Genomic DNA, 17,015 nt, shown 5'->3' on the forward strand with positions numbered 1-17,015 from the left:
GATTGGCCTATTTTTTTTAAGGGATATGTATAGTGTTTTCTATACCATAGCGTCCGGGTTAAGTGAATAATTGACTATTTACTATACGATTTTGCTCGTCAAACAGACTATTAATCCCATTGAATTTATTGACATCCGTTTCCTCTGATCAGTATTTGTGTTTCCTGAATGCGGTACGAAGCGTTAATGGACCGGCAAATCAGGTTTAGAATGTCGTATAAGGCCATGCCATTCACATCGCCGGTAAACATGCAGCGGCCTAGTTTCTGATTTCCGATGGTAATCGGAATCCCATACAGCTGGCTCAAATGGGAGGCTATGATGCTGACCGGCATGTCCCGGAACTGAAGTTGTTCCTTACCGACGCCGGCCTGAACCAGCTGTGGGCGTTCTACCAGACTCACGGTTAAATCGTTGCCCTGTTCGTCATACAAAACCCGTTGGTTGGGTAAAATGATGACTTCATCTTTGGCCGGTTCCTTCAGCGAAAGCACGGGTTTGGTGGTTTTAGTCACCGAAACCTTACCGGATACGACGTCGACCTCCACGGATTTTTGGTCGGTCCGTTCCTTAATCCAGAAACTTGTCCCTAAGACGTGTGTCCGTGTTTTTCCGGTTAAAATCCGGAAAGGCCAGTTCGGATTGCGTTTTACATCAAAAAAGGCCTGGCCATGCAGCGTCACTTCCCGAACCGGCCATTCAGGGTCTATCGCGTATTCGAGGCGGCTGCCGGGCAGCAGCGAAACCCACGAACTATCCGGCAAATGCACCCAGACTGGTTTATCGGTTGTATTTTGCCGGCTTACCCATTCTTTGGTGCCTGAGTGAAACGGAAGCAACTCATTGCGAACACCCCAAACGGCAAAGACGACCAGCAGCACCGTTAACACCCCGATCGGAATATACCAGCGCGGGGCTTTCTCTTCCGGTTCCGGAGCGGTCTGAGCGGCAATTTGTTCCCAGAGCTCCTCCAGCGTTTCGGGCTTAACAGAGGTGTTTTCGGCTTCGTGAAGCTGCTGAATGATTACGATGGCTTCAGCCATGGTTTCGTCCTGCTCCGGAAAATTCTGGCGTATCCGTTGCCAGTACCGATCACTGGCTTCGGTCGGGTTAAGCACCCACTGAAGAAAGTAATCATCCTGTAAGTAATCCTGAACGGTATAACGCTGATAATCCATGAACAATCCGGTTTGACTGCTTCCAGAAAGAAGTGCTGAAAACGGAAGGATTGTACTGTACCGATTGAAAAAAAATTTCAGCAGTAGAGGCCCAGCAGGCAGAGCAGAGGAATTTGAATGGCGAAATCCAGCTTTTTCCGGAGCTGAACCAGGCTGACATGCAGGAGGTTGCGGACAGATTGTTCCCGCATGTTCATGACCGCAGCCGTTTGCTGATGATTCAGGTTCTGATAAAAACGCAGGTGAATAATTTCCTGCTGGCGGGGCGCTAACCGTGCAATGGCTTCCTGTAGTTTTTCCGACCGTTCGGCATCCAGTTCCGATTTAATGAGTACAGATTCATGCGATTGTTCGGCATAGCCAGCTGCATTGATTAGCGCAAGATCGGTTTGCTGATCGTGTAGTTTTACCGACCGGGCAATTTTATGACGCAGAGCGCCGAGCAGGTACAGTTTTACCTGTTCGACATCCTGAGTAAGGTTATCCCGGCGATGCCAGAGCTCAACGAACAAATCCTGCACATTGTCCTTGACCAGGTCCTCGTTCGCGGTCAGTTTGCGGCCATACTGAATCAACGCCGCGCAATGGCGCTGGTAAATCAGCCCAAGTGCCTGATAGTTGCCGGCAGTAAGTTGTTGCCATAAATAGGCATCGTCGTGGAGTGAGGAAGGGCCTTTTTTATAGTCCATGGCAGACCGGATAATAATGTTGAGTTCTCCAAAATTAGAAATTTGTCGATTGCCAACTCACTGATATTCAAAATTTAGTTGCCTATAAATGTTTCAACGCAAAATAAAAGTTTACAAATTGATAATAAACCGATATGTTTTTTTGATTTACCAGGTGGGCTAAAAAAGGTTATTTACACGGCAGAGATGGTAAATTTGTAAGTAAGGTGCTGATTATGAGTTTTTTGAACAGATAAACTAAAAAACAAAGGATGACCGGAAAACTAATAGAAACTTTATATCCGGTACAGAAAGAAAACTGTGCAAACGTTTGTACAAGGAACCTGATAATTGTCCGGAACACGCATCCTGAAGCCTTTGAGGCCCGTTTTTTTACTACCGGCCAGATAATCAGGCCGTAATTTTCAGGCACACCTGACAGTGATACTTCAGGTATACCCGGAGCATTAACCGCAAGGTAAAAATCAGCTACCACTAATTTAGACGCAACAAGAAATGCATACTTATTGTGGGATTGTTATGCTTTTTAACAATATAATACACTTATAAGTATGCTAATCAAAAAAGAATGGCGATCTCGGTACGTTACCGGCTGCGGCCGCCGAAAAAGGGGCAGACCTACTCTAACCCGCACGTTTTACAGTGTCGTATAACGGTGAACGGTACCCAGGATTCCGGGTTTTCGGCGGTCTGGAAAAATGAGAAAATTATGGTCAATCCCGCTAAATGGAAATGTGACCAGCAACGGACGAGCCAGCGGGACGACCCGGCCAATGAACTGATTGACGGACACCGGTCGGCGATCAGGGAGGTGCACCGTAACCAGGTGGCCAGGGGCTGGACGCCGACGAAGGATTCAGTCAAGTACGAATTTATCGAAGGCATTGAGCCGGAGCTGAAGCCGGACGGGTCGTTTTACTTCCGGGCGTGGGATAGCAGCCCCAAACCGGTTGACCGGCGGATCAGTGAAGAGTCCGCCATAACGGAGGCCCTGGCGGCGTACTACATTCAGTTCTGCGGGAACTACGCCAAAGAACGCAAGGAACGATGGCAATACGTGCAGCGGCTGCTGATACGGTACCTGGAGGAGACGCATCAGCCGGATCTGCCCTGTTACAAGGTTAATGCAGGCTGGGCACGCCGGTTTCATGCGTGGCTCCAAACAATAGATACCGGGCGATGGAAAAACCGGAAGATTTCCCCGGCCCACGCCTCAACGATGCTCTACCGGATCGGGTCCGTACTGGACTGGCTGGTCGAGGAGCAGCTGCTGATCAGCAATCCGATCAACAGTATCAAATGGCCGGCCTACCAGCAGAAGGAGGTTATCTTTCTGGAGCAGCATCACATCGACCAGGTGCTGGCCATGCAGGTAAGGGGTGCTAACTTTTCGGCGCACTGGTGGTTCAAGCTGATGATGTTGACCGGTATGGATTACCCGGACGCGAAGCTATATGCGCAGAACCGGCAGAAATACGAGTCCCCCACGCTGGATGGTACCGGGGTAATTATTTCAGGTCTTCGGCTGAAGCCGCCGCACGTTCAGTACGATATACCGAAACTGCCGCAGGTGGACGCGCTGTTTGCGGAGGTGACCGGGATTCCGGAGCCTAACTCTCACCAGACGCTGTACAGCTATCTGTACACGTTGCAGGATATGCTGGGCTTTGAGAAACGGATTACGATGAAGACGGCCCGGAAAACGGCGGGTGTGATGTTTCTGTATGCGGGCTACACGATAGCCGAGGTGTCCCGGATCCTGGGCCACAAGAGCATCAGCACAACCGAAAAATACTACGTGAAGGTTACCCGCCGGATTGTGGAATCTGGTATGAAGCGGGTTAATAACAGGTAGAAAAAAGGCCCGGCAACCTGCCGGGCCTTTTTCAATTGTAATTGAAAAAGGAAGCCGTATTTTTGCCTGTTTATACCATTATTAATGCGCCTATATATTATCCACATATTTTTTTTAGATTACTAATACTTGATAATCAATCTTTTAGGAAAAATTACTAATAATCGCAATTATTTTTATTGTAATTACAATTACAAATAATATATTTGCATTGTAGTTGTGATACAGGAAATTGTAATCGCAGTTGTACTCTTAATTCTAAAAGATTTATGAACCTAACAGTAACCAATCCAGACGAGCTACGCGCTCAGCTGTCAGCGCTGAAGGCCGACGGCGAAGACATGCAGGCGGTCAACCGGATCGTCGGCGAAGCCCGGGAAAAGCTACACACCCTGGGCTATTCGAAAGAAAAATCAATCTACCTGTTTGCGCGGGGCGGATATCCGGAGGCCGAACTGGAAGAGAACCTGAAGGACGTCGCAAGACTGACTACGAAACTTCAGGCGGCCGAAGAGCCGGCCTCGGTTCCTTATCCGCTTTAAGCGTCCCCGGTTCCCGAAGTACAATCCAGAAAAAAAATCAGATCACGGGCGGGGAAGAGCCGCCCACTTTTTCAGAATCCGTCATGGATACCCGGACAATCCCCCAAAACGCGCTCGTTGCCGGCATCAGCGCGCTGGCCAGTCACCTCACCAATGCCGAACCGGAGACTACGTTTCTCCACCTGCTTACCTACAAAAGCCCCTCAGTAGAGGTCTTACAGAAATTAATGCTTAACAGCCTGACGGCCGAGTATGCGCTGCGGGTTACCTCGCTGGTAAACGATGGCGAGTACCTGGAGCAGTCCGCAGCCTGGACGTTCCCGCAGGTGTATTACAGTATGTTCTTCAGTGCGCGGGCGTTCCTGCTGACAACGGGCCAGGATGAGGCCAACGAGGAGACGGTGCGGACGCTGATCGGAACGGGCGTGGCTCGCGGCTACTACCCGGAGGCAATCGGGTTTTACGCCTGCGGACCGTTCGGGAACTACAAAATCAACCGGCTCCCGTTTGCGCAGTACGATACCGAGAGCCAGGCCCCGACAAACGAAAATATCTGGCAGTTTGACATCGGGCGGCTGCTGTGGTCAACACGCGGCCGGCAGTATCAGGCAATGCGTACCCGGATGGGGTTCCCGCAGGGGAATTTAAGCCCGGAGGCCAACAAGGAGGTGTCGAAAAACATGGGGTATACCACGTTCATGGACATTATTACCCGTCTGGGGCGTTCGGCAGCGGATACACTGGATCTTACCGGCACGTCGGTGGCAGAGTTTCACCGGAATCTGCTGGTGATCGTAAATTTTGTGAACTGGGTGCACGAGGCCCATATCTGCCGGGCGATCGGTAAGGATGCCTTTCTGAAGATCATTGACGGCCTGCCGTACCATCTGCAAAACGAGTACCTGCAAACGCGTTTCACGTCCATTCTTTCTGCATAACTCCCCATGAATACGACACAGCCAAAAGAATTGGTACAACGATTTCTTGCCGCTGACCGGAAAGTGACCCGGATTGAAGAAAGCGGCGGCGTCTGGGTTGAAGGGTATGGGAAAACGGGCACCTCAAAAGAGTATGACGAAGCCCTTTTGCACGCACAGGAGCTATACGCCGAACTGGAAGCGCAAGGCATTAACCCTTTCGAATAGACATGAAACGGACGTACAAAGACCTTAATAATGACCAGTTAGCCGCCCTGCACCGGGCGGCGCTGGGTCTGCCTGTAGAAGTAACGGTAACAGTTTACCGGGAGATGGAGAACACAGGTGTTCACCCCTTCGTCTCGACACATCACTCAGAAGACGAGGCCGTGCTGTTCTGGTGGAACCATGACAATGCACTGTCAACTGACGCTGGTATGCAGGACATTAACTATCTGGCTGCGGCTGATCTGGCCCGTCAGTTCGGAATAGCATAAGACTTTCACCTTTAATTTCTCAAAATACAATGTCAGAGCAAAAAACAACCCTGAACGATCAGGCAGTTAATCCGTATCAGAAATTTCAGCAAGGCGCAGCCGTAACGGCGATGCTGGATGAGAGTAAGCGCCGTTTCAAGTACCTGGAAGGGCACCCACGGCAGTACCGGTTTGATGCCAAAGAGGGCCAATTTAACATCAACGGGGCCGAGAAGCTGGGAAATACCCTTACGTTTCAGCCGATAGCGTGGCGGATCTTTACTGACAACATCCTCAACATGGGGACGAAGAACTGGGCGGAGATTTTCTTCGTCGATGATAAAAACTGCGTATCAGCGCTGCTTTTTCACGGCTATTCGGTGGACAACATTTTCCGGCTGATTGAGCCGCTATTCTATGACGATCTTACCCTTGCGGATGTGATCATTACGGCGGTGGCGGAGAAGAAGGAAAACAATAAGATCCAGCCCAAAGGGATCTACCACATTGCCTCATTCTCATACAAGCTCGGAACACCTGAGCGCACGGCCGAACTGAAGCAGTTCGCGCAGGAACACAAGATTTTCCGGCAGGAAACACTGACCGATATTGCCAACATCAAAACGGCATTCAATTACTACAATCCGTTTGCGGCGATGGGTGACGATACCGACATCATCCAGATTCCCCCTACTGTCGGGTAAGCAACAACAACTAATGAACGGGCCCGGCTATCCGGTCGGGCCGCTTAAACTTTTCACAAAATGACAATTGATCAGGTAATAGCAGAATGCACCATTGAGGGTAATGTGGTTAAGCTCCCCGTCATCCAGTTAGAACGGAAAGTGTATATGGAGACGGCTAAACGTCTGGAAGGTATAGGCGGAAAGTGGAACCGGAAACTGGGAGGCTTTCTGTTCAAAGGCGATCCGTCGGCACTTTTGGGCCGCGTTCAGTCCGGGGAAAAAGTGAACCTGAAAAAGGACTTTCAGTATTTCCCTACTCCTGAGGGACTTGCAAAACGTCTGGTTGATATGGCTTTCATTGATTGGCATCACAGAGTACTGGAACCGTCAGCCGGGCAGGGTGCAATCGTTAAGGCGATAGTTGAACAGGAGCCGCAGATTAGCGTTGATTGCTTCGAATTGATGGAGGAAAATGCGGTTGAGCTGGCAAAAGTGACCGGCGCACGTATTATCGGTTCTAACTTCCTGGAGTCTATTCCGGCTATCACCTGCGGTATTTATGACAGGATAATAGCGAATCCTCCTTTTTCGAAAAACCAGGACATTGACCATATCCGGCACATGTATGACTATCTGGCTCCGAAGGGAAGACTGGTAACAATTGCATCCGTACACTGGCACTTTGCAAAAGGCCGGAAAGAGCTGGATTTTAAAAACTGGCTCAATCGTCTGGACTCAGAAATCATCGCTGTAGAAAGGTCTGCCTTTAAAACAAGTGGTACGGAGGTCGAAACCTGTATTGTGATTATTGACAAGTAAGTATTAGTGGAGGAGCTGACCGAGAAAGAAAAAGCGGCCGTCCTGAAGCGGTTTATGCGGGAGCATTTCCCGTTTACGCCGCTGAGAAAAGCCGGACTTTTCACGCCCGAAATGCGGGGCGATTACAAGGCGCAGGCGGAGAGGATATGCAGCCGGCTTGGCCTGAAAACGGTATTTGAATACGGCGCTGAGCCAATTGCCTGTCACATATCCTACGCCGGAAAGCGCCCCGAAAACGAACCTTTTACTACTATCATTCCATCAATTTATGAATAAGAACGAAGCAGAATCAATCATGGCCGAGGTGGTATCCCACCACGAGCAAACGCCTAAACCGGCAGCGGCCAAACCGGCAGGTCCGGAAATTGTGCCGGTAGATAAGCTGAAACTACCGGTCGCCGAGGATCAGATCGAGAAATGGAGAGCCAGCTACATGGGCCTGCGGATAGTGGACGCCGACGATAAGGAGGGCTTCAACATTATCGAAGAAGCCCGGAAAGTCGTCAAAAGAGCCGGTTCCGATCTGGATAACGCCCGGAAAGCGATTATAGAGCCACATCTGACATTTCAGCGGGAGGTTAACGAGCGGGTCAAGAAAATTGATCTTATGCTGACGCCGATTCATGACCACCTGAAGGCGCAGAGCAAGCTGTATAAGGATCTGGTCGATGAACGGGAGCGGCAGCAGCTGGAGGCGCTCAAAGCGAAGATGAAAAACCGGAAAGCCCGGCTGGCTGATCTGGATGCACACTACGAACCGGCCGGCGAGACGATGCAGCAGTACGGCGTTCAGGTGTGTACATGGGAGGACGTGCGGCAGTCGGACGATGAGCAGTTCGATACGCTGCTGGTCAGCATTCAGGCGTCTTTTGATCAGCATCAGGCTAAACTGCGGGAAGAAGCGCAGAAGAAAAAACGGGCCGCTGAGCGTGTGGTCGAGCTGACAAAATACGATGTGTCGCTGTCGGCGGATTCGGCCAGTCTGATGCAGTACGGTCAGCAGGTGTGTAAGCAGAGTTATCTGGAGGACGCCGGCGAGCAGGACTATCAGTTTATGCTCAACGTAGTCCGGGAAGTGTACGCCCTGAAGCAGGACCAGCTGAAAAAGGAGGCCGAAGCGGTGGCGGAGGCCGAGCGTTTGCGGAAGGAAAACGAGGAGATGAAACGGCAGCTGGCCGAGGTTGCCAGGGAGAAGCTCAAGGACCGGATTACGGAGATGGCAAACGTGAAAAGTAAGCTGTCAGCGGAGATAATCGAAGCGATGACGGATCAGGAGTACATCAACGCGTTTGCCAATGCCCAGAAGGAGTACAATCAGCAGCTTGCGGAGGAGAAGGCCCAAACGGCAGTGTTTTTTTCGGGTGCGGGTTCAGGATCGCCGGCGTATGTGGGTGACCGTGACCCCGAAAAGACCCCGGAACCGGCAGTAGCCCGGCGCGGCCCGGTGGCGGTGGTGAATCGTCAGGTGCTGGAACTGCCGCCGGTGGAAGAGGAGGAGCCGGTACCGGTTAGCCGGACGCCGGCCGACCGGCAGAAGCTCGAAAAACTTTCCATGAAAATAATCGACTTCAGCCTGGAGCTGCCGGTGATGGAGACGGCGGAGGGAAAGGCGGCGCTATCGAAAATAGAGTCCTGTCTGGGACAACTGGTAACCTGGATCGACCAAACGGCGGCAACCCTATGAAGCGGCACGTAATTACGGTAGAGACAATCACGGCGCTGGTGCTGGCAGAGCGGCAGCGTCAGATTGCAAAATGGGGCGTTCAGGATATGTCGTTTGCGGACTGGGTGCTGGTGCTGAACGAGGAAATGGGCGAGCTGGCACGGGAATTATGGGAGGCAAAAGACCCGGAAAATACGCTGACGGAAGCGGTGCAGGTGTCGGCGATGGTTACCCAGATCTACGAGGCCCACGCCGGACGGGGGAAAGACTACCGGCCGGCACCGAAAACGGTAATCGACTCCTACAATGTAGGCTATAAGCTGAAAACGACCGGTGACCCGAAGCAGAGCTATCTGGAGCTGCTTACCAGTCTGGGTTCGGCAATCGTCTGCCAACAGGAGCAGGGAGCGGTCGGGATGTTCCTCAACACAATGGGGTATGTCTCGTGCCGGATGATCGGGGAAATAATGAACACGCAAAACCTGCAAGCCGATGAATGCGCTGCCGCAAGAACCGATACACATAAATGATCTCTGCCAGCGGTGCGGGTTCTTCAACGCTGTTACTGAGATCAACAACGGTTACGGCTGTAATCACCCTAAAAATGAAAGCTGGAATTTCGCGAAAGTCCGGCCGGCTGACGACGACGAGGAACCGGTAACGTACGAGGTTGACGAACACAAGGTACGTTACGCCCTTCTTCGAAAGCGGTTCGGCAGTTACCAGCAGATTGTCGAGGCAGACAAGAACGGCGAAGCAGGGCCATACATTAATAAGGCCATGTACGACGGGGAAGCGCTGAAATCAATCAACGTCATCAGACAGGGAGCCTGCTATGCGCACAGCTGCCCGCTTGGTTACAATATGGACAGCGACGACTGGAAGGAGCTGGGAGAAGATCCGGAAGATTGGGGTGATGAATGGATAATGCTTAATGAAGATGAAAGCAAAACAACTGAGTCTGTTTGACCTCTTCGAGATTGAGGTTCCGCCTGTCAGCGAGCCGGTAGCAGAAGAGGAAATACTGTCGGAACGGCCGACAGTGACTGCGGCCAGCAACTGGTTTATGGAGAAGTTTTTTAAGGAGCTGCCGGAGGTGACGGACCCGGAACAGGTGGTCAGGGTTACCTCGCACTGTGTACGCTGTAAGGGCATCACCTTCAACTACGATGTGCCATACAGCTGGCTTAACCCGGATGAGATTTACTGCCGGTTTCCGGGGGATGTGTGGATGCCGAAGGGCAAGCTCCCGTGCCGGAGGTGCATCGAAAAAGTAGCTGATTTTTTAATCAAACTCGTACAACAATGACCAGAATAATGATGTCGTCGAGCGTGTTGCTCAAGGCGCTTAAATCAATAGCTTTTGCACATAATCCGGCGGCGGCCAAGTCGGTACCGGTGGTGGAGTGCGTCCGGCTTCAGGTGTCGGAAAACAAATTGCGGATGGATACAACGGATCTGAATTTGCAGGGCCGGGTCAGTATCGACGTGGAGTCAACCGGCAGTGCGGTGGTGTGTATCCCGTTCGTGTGGCTGCGGGATCTGCTGGTTTCGTTGCCGGAACAGCCGGTGACGATGAATATCGACGGAAAATCCTTGCAGCTGCTGACGGATAACGGCAAGTACAGACAGACCGGCAGGGAGCCGGAAGAATGGCCGAAAGAGACGGAATTTAAGCAGAAGTCGATTATGATTTCGTCGGGGCGGTTGCTGGAGCTGATCAATGCTGCACTGCCTTTCTGTTCAAAACAGGAGAATATGCCGGCAATGACCGGGGTAAGCCTGAAGATTACGGCTGATGAGCTGATGGTTCGGTCGTCGGACGGATACGTACTCTGTAACCGGGTGGTGGCGCTGACGGACGACGACTGGGGCGAGGACGGTAAGCCGGAGGCGCCGATCGAGGTAATTGTTTCCAACCGGCAGGCAAAGGCAATGGTGGCGGTGCATTCTCCGTCGCCGTATATCCAGCTGGCATTCAGCAGTAATGCAATGCGGGCGGAAAATATCGGGTTTGCGGGGCTGACGATCACCGGACAGCTGATTGATAAGCGGTACCCGTCGTTTGAAGCGATTATCGGCCAGACGAACAAAACGCTGACCATCGGCCGGGCGGATCTGATGGGCACGCTGTCACGGATTAACCTGGTAACCGATTCGGTCGAGCACAAAATCCGGCTTTCTATGGGACGGAATCTGCTGACGGTGGCGGGAGAGGACATAAAGCTGGAAAAGGAGGGGAAAGAGGACCTGCTTTGTGATTACGCAGACGATCAGCTGGATATTAATGTCAATCTGAATACGCTGGTAACGTGCCTGAAATCCTTTGAGACGCCGATGATTCAGATTAATGCGCTGGCAGCGAATAAACCGCTCCACATCCGGCCGGCCGATCTGGTGGCGGATGATCCTAATGTAAGCCTGCTTATTCCGATTCAATACAAAAACTAATCATGTCAACAACATTTTTTCAGCAGGTAGCGGCCCTGGGACTGACGGGCACGCTTAAACTATCGGTCACAACCGATGGCGACCGGCAAACGGTCATGGTTTCACTCGACAACAAGGGGTGCGGGGACGAGGCCAGAAAATCCATTCTGCCGGTGAAGCTGGTGGGGACCTGGAAGGAGCTGGACGAGGGGTTCTTTGGTCAGATCACGGCCCCCATGCAGGAGGTGTCCGGGCTTCAGGTGAACATGGAGAAGCACCTGAAGAGTGTGGAGGAGGCAAAGAAAGCCTCGGCGATGGCGAAAAAACCGGCCGAAAAGCCGAAGGAGGAGCCGAAAAAGGCCCAGCTGCCGGCACCGGCCAAACCGGCAGAGCAGCCAAGAAAACAGGCCTCGATTTTCGACATGCTGGAAGAGGATTCGGACCTGGAACGGGGGACTCTTCCGGCGGAGGAGCAAACGGACTCAGAATCAGACGAGAGCGAAGAATAAAAAGCGGACAATTTTAAACCAGATCACTCATGTTATTAGCCACTAAGTTAGATCGCGTCTTTGTGATGAAGACAAAAGGGAAAGACATCACGCTCGAAGATCCGAACCCGGAACTGAGTCCGGAGGCGGTGATGAACCACTACAGCCACCACTACCCGGAACTGATTACGGCCAAACTGGAAGGGCCGGAGATTAAGGAAGACAAATTCGAATACCGGTTCACGTCGGTGATGGGCACAAAGGGATAATGAAAAAGATCAGGGTTTTAGGCAGACAATCAAAGAAGGTATGCAGGATAGCGGAGAATCTTTCGGGCTTTTTCAAACAGCTGGACCGCGTTCCGGACGCAAGAGAAGCAAAGCGGCGAAGCGGCCGAAGTGCTCCGGTGTCGGAACTACCGGTGGTTTTCTGACGCACCGGTTTGAGCCGAAATGCCTGCCTGCATCGATGGTTAAGAGTGTAGAGAGGGAGAGGGATTTTTCGGAGTCCCTTTCCTGGCTCTGCAAATACTACGGATTTGAGGAGGCAGAATCACCAGTTGGTTGGCCGGCCAGTGTAACGTTCCACCTGCGACGGTTGCGGGATCTGCTGGGTAAGGGTTTCCGGATTGATGTGCAGGAGAGGGAAGGCAGGGCGGCCAGTCTGGTGGTCGATCATCGGGTACTGGATGGAATGACGCTGTATTACGTGCCGCTGTACCCTGTCTGGTCTTTTTATGAAGACGGAGAAACGGCGATGTACGAGTTGATGGTAAGCTGTTATGCGTACCTGTACCATGTGGCGGGAATATCGTGGTATACCGAGAGTGGTTATCTGTGCTACCAGTACGAAGCGATGAAGGATTACTTCGGGGATGAACTGGAGTATGCCAGGCAGTCGGGGCCGGAAGACGCGTATGACAGACCGGAACATACGGAGGAGGACGAGTTGGAGAGCGACGAAATTATGAATCTGGAAATGGATCTGCTCGCTACGGAAATGGCCATTAACAATGGCGGTGCTTTCCATAAGATACTCTCGGAGGAGAAGCATCTGAAAAGTTTCGGCCAGAGGCTGGAGGCATTTACGCCGGTGACTGCGGAGCAGCAGAAGCTGAAGGAGGTTGTGACGGAAATTTACCAGCTGTGGCAGGATTTTCCGGAGAGGTCAGCCCATGATTCGATAGTGGATCAGCAGTGGCTGGAAATGGACGAAGAGGAACAGGAAAATTATGAGCAGGAGCTGATGACGACTGACTGCTGGCTATCATTTATCTGGGACGATGATCATGTAATGGAAATGATCGAGGAAAATCTTAACCATGATGTACAGGCCAATAGCAGCGGTGAGCAGGAGCCGAGATCACTGATCGTTTTTGACCGTCCCGATGCCGTCCCGTCGCATGATCTGTCGTTTGATGTGAAGTTTTACCCGTTACTGAACCGGTTAACCCGGATACTTTATGCCCTGAACGTATGAAACTGATTACTGAAGAATTGACTGAGATTTTTTTGCCGGTACGGGCCCTGTTGCTCTATGAAAGACAAAGCGGGTCGCGGCAGGACAAGTACTACATTGAAAGCTATACTATTTCTGATGACGGCCGGCCGGTCAATGCGCGGCCGCTGACGGAATCGGAGGCCATCAGCCTGGGTAAGTCGCTCTATGATTCCTACGCGGAGAAAATCGCGTTTCTCAGGCCCAAAGGACTATTACCAAAACGAGTGCTGTATCTGCACCCGAGTCCGGAAAAAGGGTTTGCGGTGTGGTATACGGCGAGGCAGAAACGGCAGATGTTTTTCAAGGAAAGCCTGACAATACCCAGCGGCGAGGCCTGCGTTCCGCCGATGGTGTGGCGGGCCGATAAACGGGGACTGACGATTTTTGCGCTGCCGGCCGACAGAAAACCATCGCTCAAAACCCGGCTGTGTCTGGCGCCATTCTTTAACACGGGCCTGCATGGCGGGGTGTGCATGGGGAACGTGGATGTCGACGTAGAAAAGAGCAGCTGTCTGGAGGAGTTCATAACGGCATGGGAAACCTGCTTTTACGACAGCTATTTCTCCCATACGCTGAATGACGCAATGACAAAGGTCAACATCGTTCAGCTGTGGCAGGATCAGGTTAAAACCGGCAATCCGTTTCCGCTGGAGAAACTGGTAACGGCCAAAATAACACTAAAGGATCTGCTCAAATGAGGGTACATATCACGAACAACTATCTGATTAACCCGACGAATCCGGTTTCGGTGAATCTGATCGGAGCAGGGGGGACGGGTTCGCAGGTATTGACGGCACTGGCCAGAATGAATCATTCCCTGCTGCAACTGGATCACCCGGGGATTTACGTCCGGCTGTGGGATGAAGATACGGTATGGGAGGCTAATCTGGGCCGTCAGCTGTTTGCGGAGGCGGAGCTGGGAATAAACAAGGCCTTGGCGCTGATCAGCAGGGTAAACCGGTTTTTCGGTACCACCTGGCAGGCGCAGCCGGAACGGTTTACGGCAAAGTCCGGTAAGCAGTCGAATCTCTTTATTACGTGCGTGGATACGGTTTCGTCCCGGTTTGAGGTGGCGGAATACTTTACTGATCTGGAGAAAACGAACCCGTTTAATATCGGGCGGGACCGGCCTTTGTACTGGCTGGATTTCGGAAACTCGAAGGAATCCGGTCAGGTGGTGCTGGCCACGGTCGGCGAACACAAACAGCCGAAGTCGCAGAAGTTCGTGCCGGTGGGAAAGCTACCCTTTATTACCGAGGAGTGGGGGGAGGATTTAAGCCGGTCAGGGGCGGAGGACGATACGCCGAGCTGCTCGCTGGCGGAGGCGCTGCAGAAACAGGATCTTTTCATAAACTCCACGCTGGCGCAGATGGGCAGTGCGCTGCTGTGGCAGATGTTCCGGCAGGGGATGACGGAGAACCGCGGCTTTTTTCTCAACCTGGCCGACTTCCGGACGATGCCGATTAAGATTTAACAACCCTTTAAGAACACAATACGATGAGTGAAGAAAATGACATTACGGCACTGCCGGACCGGGCAAAGCTGCGGCTGGTGGTGCGGGAAAATATCCGGCTGCACGGCGTACTCGAACAGCTGTTTGTGCGCAGACAGATACTGGAGGATCTGGAGGAGGAGAATAAAAAGCTGGCGATGAAGAACAAGGAACTGAAGCGCCAGAACGAGGAGCTGAGAAGGAAGATTAACAGCGTGCAGAACGAGGCCTACCAGCGGGGGGTAAAATCGCGCGAGGACGTGATCAGGGGCAAACAGAGTAAAATCAACGACCTGAAGCGCCAGCTGATGGGGATGGCCAACAGTAATTATTAAGAAGATGGTAACGTTTGAGTTCGGAGAAAAATCGGAGGAGGAGGAAAAGGAGTGGCAATTGTTCTGGTCCCGGCTTCAGCAGATCAGAGCGCTTGAATTGCAGGAGGTGGACGAAAGCGAATGCTACTATTTCTATAGATCCATTCGCATCTCAAAAACTGAATTAGGTCAGCTCGACGACGAGTGGTTTAATACGCTGATGGATCAGCTCAGAACCGAGAAGCGGAACCACGAACTTGAAATCTGTCAGCAACGGGCTAAAATGCTGGATGACATAGGGGTTTTTGAAGAGGATAATATTTACTGGATTGATTACGATACCAGGATGCCTTATCAAGAATTGCACCAGATAGCACAGACCAGATTTGATCTGTTGCTAATTATAGCCAAGGAGGTAATATCAGAATGGCAGGCAAGAAGGGAAAGAGAAAGTAAAACCGGAGAGCCGAAGCGATGAAGAAGTTTACGACGATACTGGCCGGATCAAGGGGCGGATCTTTTTCGGCCAATAAGCTGATGGCGGTCGAGCTGGGGTTTTACCTGCTGTCGGAGGTGGTCCCGGGGCAGCCGTACACCGTACTGCCGGATATACTGACCGGCGCAACGGAGCTGCCGAACCTGAGCGGGAAGCACGAGCGGTATGTAAGACGTGCGAAACTGCTGCTTGGCCAGTACGCGGAGGCGAAGTTGTGGCGGGCTGATGTGGGTTTGTATGCAGCACTACCTGAGCATTTACAGGCCTACGACATTGACACCAACAGCGGCAGGTTTTCACTTAAGCGGGTCGGCTTCAGCCGGAACAGGGTTTTTACACTTAAACGATTATTTGATTAGCTATAACCATGGAAGAAATGACAGTGGCGGAAGCCATCGAGAAAGGATACGAATATTGTTACGTTGACGGTGACGAGTCGGTGACGGAACTGAAACACGTTGATCCGGATGACATCAGGAGTCACGGCGCTGTGATATGCCAGTCCGAGCCGGTTTTTTACACCATGCGGCCAGAAAGGATTCGGGAGCTTATCGAGGATTGCATCCGGAATGACCAGTCGTTTCATGATCCTGAAGACGAAATGGCGAGCGCGGTCGATAAAATGGAAGATTCAGTATTTGAGCCGCTGGCCGATGCGGTTAACGAAGCGATTTCATGCGTGTGTTTTTATCCTTCTGTTGGCATTAAACTGATTCCCTGAAATGAGCTGGTTTGAAATCTACTCGGTAATATGGGTTATTGTCACGCTGATCCTGCTAGGGATCAACCTGCGCTATAAACGGATGGCGGCGAAGGAATACGCTGCAGCGGTTGACATGAAGGTCATCGCGACGGCTGAATACAGGAAAGCCGCCCGGACGATGGAGCGGGCGGTCGAACTGCTGGCAGGAGTGAAGGCGATGAAAAAAGAGAATGAGCCATGACAATTGGACACCTTGTGTGGATCAGCTACGTGTACACGGTAGTTTATGGCGTGTTTGTCTATGGGTTACTGAAGCCTGCGCTAAAGAAGGAGCCGTTTAATGAAACGGTGAGCCGGCGGCTGAAGCTGATTAAGGAAATGTACTGGTACGTGGATGAGTGGGTGGTTGATCTGATGTTTGTGGTTTCGACGATCCTGTATTTTACGATGCCGTTCGGGGCGTTCAGGTATTCGGTAACTGAACTGGTCAGCAACCTGGCAGAGCTTGTTCTGAATGCACAGAAAAAGGACAAAAACAGCACAGAATGAAATGCCCGAAGTGTGACGGCAGGGGGTGGCGGCGGAATCCGAAGTGGACCGGTGGCGGCTGTGATGTATACCCGATCAGTTACCCGTGCCGGTACTGCGGGGAGTCTGGGTACGTGATCGGCAACGTGAGGGACGTACTGAATTACCTGAAGGGGATGGAGGCAAGGGCGGAGCGGTCGGGGGATAAACGGACGTCGGCGGAATTGAAGCGGTGTATT

General features: G+C 51.9%; 26 protein-coding genes. 24 read left to right on the top strand and 2 right to left on the bottom strand.

The window, feature by feature from the left end; all coding sequences use genetic code 11:
• Positions 1 to 125 precede the first annotated feature (125 nt).
• On the bottom strand, positions 126 to 1,178 hold the full coding sequence (locus BLX24_RS27685; RefSeq protein WP_071506483.1) for a FecR family protein: 1,053 nt from the start codon (positions 1,176 to 1,178) through the stop codon (positions 126 to 128).
• A gap of 77 nt (positions 1,179 to 1,255) precedes the next feature.
• Positions 1,256 to 1,867, bottom strand: a complete 612-nt coding sequence (locus BLX24_RS27690) for an RNA polymerase sigma factor (RefSeq protein WP_071506484.1) — start codon at positions 1,865 to 1,867, stop codon at positions 1,256 to 1,258.
• Between the two features lie 568 nt (positions 1,868 to 2,435).
• Here BLX24_RS27690 and BLX24_RS27700 point away from each other — a divergent pair.
• The 24 genes from BLX24_RS27700 (at position 2,436) to BLX24_RS27815 (ending at position 16,797) form a co-directional block, all read left to right on the top strand.
• A complete protein-coding gene (locus tag BLX24_RS27700) occupies positions 2,436 to 3,722 on the top strand; it encodes a tyrosine-type recombinase/integrase (protein ID WP_071506486.1) in 1,287 nt (428 codons plus the stop codon).
• A gap of 269 nt (positions 3,723 to 3,991) precedes the next feature.
• A complete protein-coding gene (locus BLX24_RS27705) occupies positions 3,992 to 4,264 on the top strand; it encodes a hypothetical protein (protein ID WP_071506487.1) in 273 nt (90 codons plus the stop codon).
• Positions 4,265 to 4,347: 83 nt separating this feature from the next.
• Positions 4,348 to 5,202: a hypothetical protein gene (locus tag BLX24_RS27710; RefSeq protein WP_071506488.1), complete on the top strand. Its 855-nt coding sequence runs from the start codon at positions 4,348 to 4,350 to the stop codon at positions 5,200 to 5,202.
• 6 nt (positions 5,203 to 5,208) lie between these two features.
• Entirely contained in the window at positions 5,209 to 5,409 is a 201-nt protein-coding gene (locus BLX24_RS27715; RefSeq protein ID WP_071506489.1) for a hypothetical protein, read from the top strand.
• Positions 5,410 to 5,411: 2 nt separating this feature from the next.
• The gene (locus tag BLX24_RS27720) at positions 5,412 to 5,678 is read left to right on the top strand and encodes a hypothetical protein (RefSeq protein WP_071506490.1); all 267 of its coding nucleotides are present in this window, start codon (positions 5,412 to 5,414) and stop codon (positions 5,676 to 5,678) included.
• Positions 5,679 to 5,788: 110 nt separating this feature from the next.
• The gene (locus BLX24_RS27725) at positions 5,789 to 6,361 is read left to right on the top strand and encodes a hypothetical protein (protein ID WP_071506534.1); all 573 of its coding nucleotides are present in this window, start codon (positions 5,789 to 5,791) and stop codon (positions 6,359 to 6,361) included.
• 60 nt (positions 6,362 to 6,421) lie between these two features.
• Entirely contained in the window at positions 6,422 to 7,162 is a 741-nt protein-coding gene (locus BLX24_RS27730; RefSeq protein WP_071506491.1) for a methyltransferase, read from the top strand.
• 6 nt (positions 7,163 to 7,168) lie between these two features.
• Entirely contained in the window at positions 7,169 to 7,438 is a 270-nt protein-coding gene (locus tag BLX24_RS27735) for a hypothetical protein (protein ID WP_071506492.1), read from the top strand.
• Positions 7,431 to 8,846: a hypothetical protein gene (locus tag BLX24_RS27740; protein WP_071506493.1), complete on the top strand. Its 1,416-nt coding sequence runs from the start codon at positions 7,431 to 7,433 to the stop codon at positions 8,844 to 8,846. The genes BLX24_RS27735 and BLX24_RS27740 overlap by 8 nt, the downstream gene beginning before the upstream one ends.
• A complete protein-coding gene (locus BLX24_RS27745; protein WP_071506494.1) occupies positions 8,843 to 9,355 on the top strand; it encodes a hypothetical protein in 513 nt (170 codons plus the stop codon). Before BLX24_RS27740 ends, BLX24_RS27745 begins: the two co-directional genes overlap by 4 nt.
• The gene (locus BLX24_RS27750) at positions 9,318 to 9,794 is read left to right on the top strand and encodes a hypothetical protein (RefSeq protein WP_071506495.1); all 477 of its coding nucleotides are present in this window, start codon (positions 9,318 to 9,320) and stop codon (positions 9,792 to 9,794) included. Before BLX24_RS27745 ends, BLX24_RS27750 begins: the two co-directional genes overlap by 38 nt.
• Positions 9,766 to 10,134: a hypothetical protein gene (locus tag BLX24_RS27755; protein WP_071506496.1), complete on the top strand. Its 369-nt coding sequence runs from the start codon at positions 9,766 to 9,768 to the stop codon at positions 10,132 to 10,134. The genes BLX24_RS27750 and BLX24_RS27755 overlap by 29 nt, the downstream gene beginning before the upstream one ends.
• Positions 10,131 to 11,276 (top strand): DNA polymerase III subunit beta, encoded by a 1,146-nt coding sequence (locus tag BLX24_RS27760; RefSeq protein ID WP_083422219.1) that lies wholly within the window; start codon positions 10,131 to 10,133, stop codon positions 11,274 to 11,276. The genes BLX24_RS27755 and BLX24_RS27760 overlap by 4 nt, the downstream gene beginning before the upstream one ends.
• Positions 11,277 to 11,278: 2 nt before the next feature.
• Complete coding sequence (locus BLX24_RS27765; protein WP_071506498.1) at positions 11,279 to 11,764, top strand: PRTRC system protein E; 486 nt, start codon at positions 11,279 to 11,281, stop codon at positions 11,762 to 11,764.
• Between the two features lie 29 nt (positions 11,765 to 11,793).
• Entirely contained in the window at positions 11,794 to 12,012 is a 219-nt protein-coding gene (locus BLX24_RS27770; RefSeq protein ID WP_071506499.1) for a PRTRC system protein C, read from the top strand.
• Positions 12,013 to 12,052: 40 nt separating this feature from the next.
• Positions 12,053 to 13,222 carry a hypothetical protein gene (locus BLX24_RS27775; RefSeq protein ID WP_143092838.1) on the top strand — a complete coding sequence of 390 codons (1,170 nt, stop codon included), beginning with the start codon at positions 12,053 to 12,055 and terminating at the stop codon, positions 13,220 to 13,222.
• Complete coding sequence (locus tag BLX24_RS27780; RefSeq protein ID WP_071506501.1) at positions 13,219 to 13,941, top strand: hypothetical protein; 723 nt, start codon at positions 13,219 to 13,221, stop codon at positions 13,939 to 13,941. The genes BLX24_RS27775 and BLX24_RS27780 overlap by 4 nt, the downstream gene beginning before the upstream one ends.
• Positions 13,938 to 14,717: a PRTRC system ThiF family protein gene (locus BLX24_RS27785; protein ID WP_071506502.1), complete on the top strand. Its 780-nt coding sequence runs from the start codon at positions 13,938 to 13,940 to the stop codon at positions 14,715 to 14,717. The genes BLX24_RS27780 and BLX24_RS27785 overlap by 4 nt, the downstream gene beginning before the upstream one ends.
• Before the next feature lie 23 nt (positions 14,718 to 14,740).
• Positions 14,741 to 15,070, top strand: a complete 330-nt coding sequence (locus BLX24_RS27790; protein WP_071506503.1) for a hypothetical protein — start codon at positions 14,741 to 14,743, stop codon at positions 15,068 to 15,070.
• A gap of 4 nt (positions 15,071 to 15,074) precedes the next feature.
• A complete protein-coding gene (locus BLX24_RS27795; protein ID WP_071506504.1) occupies positions 15,075 to 15,527 on the top strand; it encodes a hypothetical protein in 453 nt (150 codons plus the stop codon).
• Positions 15,524 to 15,904 carry a pPIWI_RE_Z domain-containing protein gene (locus tag BLX24_RS27800; protein ID WP_083422220.1) on the top strand — a complete coding sequence of 127 codons (381 nt, stop codon included), beginning with the start codon at positions 15,524 to 15,526 and terminating at the stop codon, positions 15,902 to 15,904. Before BLX24_RS27795 ends, BLX24_RS27800 begins: the two co-directional genes overlap by 4 nt.
• 8 nt (positions 15,905 to 15,912) lie before the next feature.
• Positions 15,913 to 16,266 carry a hypothetical protein gene (locus tag BLX24_RS27805; RefSeq protein WP_071506505.1) on the top strand — a complete coding sequence of 118 codons (354 nt, stop codon included), beginning with the start codon at positions 15,913 to 15,915 and terminating at the stop codon, positions 16,264 to 16,266.
• A 1-nt stretch (position 16,267) separates the two neighbouring features.
• Positions 16,268 to 16,489 (top strand): hypothetical protein, encoded by a 222-nt coding sequence (locus BLX24_RS27810; protein WP_071506506.1) that lies wholly within the window; start codon positions 16,268 to 16,270, stop codon positions 16,487 to 16,489.
• Positions 16,486 to 16,797 carry a hypothetical protein gene (locus tag BLX24_RS27815; protein ID WP_071506507.1) on the top strand — a complete coding sequence of 104 codons (312 nt, stop codon included), beginning with the start codon at positions 16,486 to 16,488 and terminating at the stop codon, positions 16,795 to 16,797. The genes BLX24_RS27810 and BLX24_RS27815 overlap by 4 nt, the downstream gene beginning before the upstream one ends.
• The last annotated feature ends 218 nt before the right edge of the window (positions 16,798 to 17,015 follow it).

Origin of the sequence: Arsenicibacter rosenii, from assembly GCF_001870735.1 — a bacterium.
GTDB classification, from domain to species: Bacteria; Bacteroidota; Bacteroidia; order Cytophagales; family Spirosomataceae; genus Arsenicibacter; species Arsenicibacter rosenii.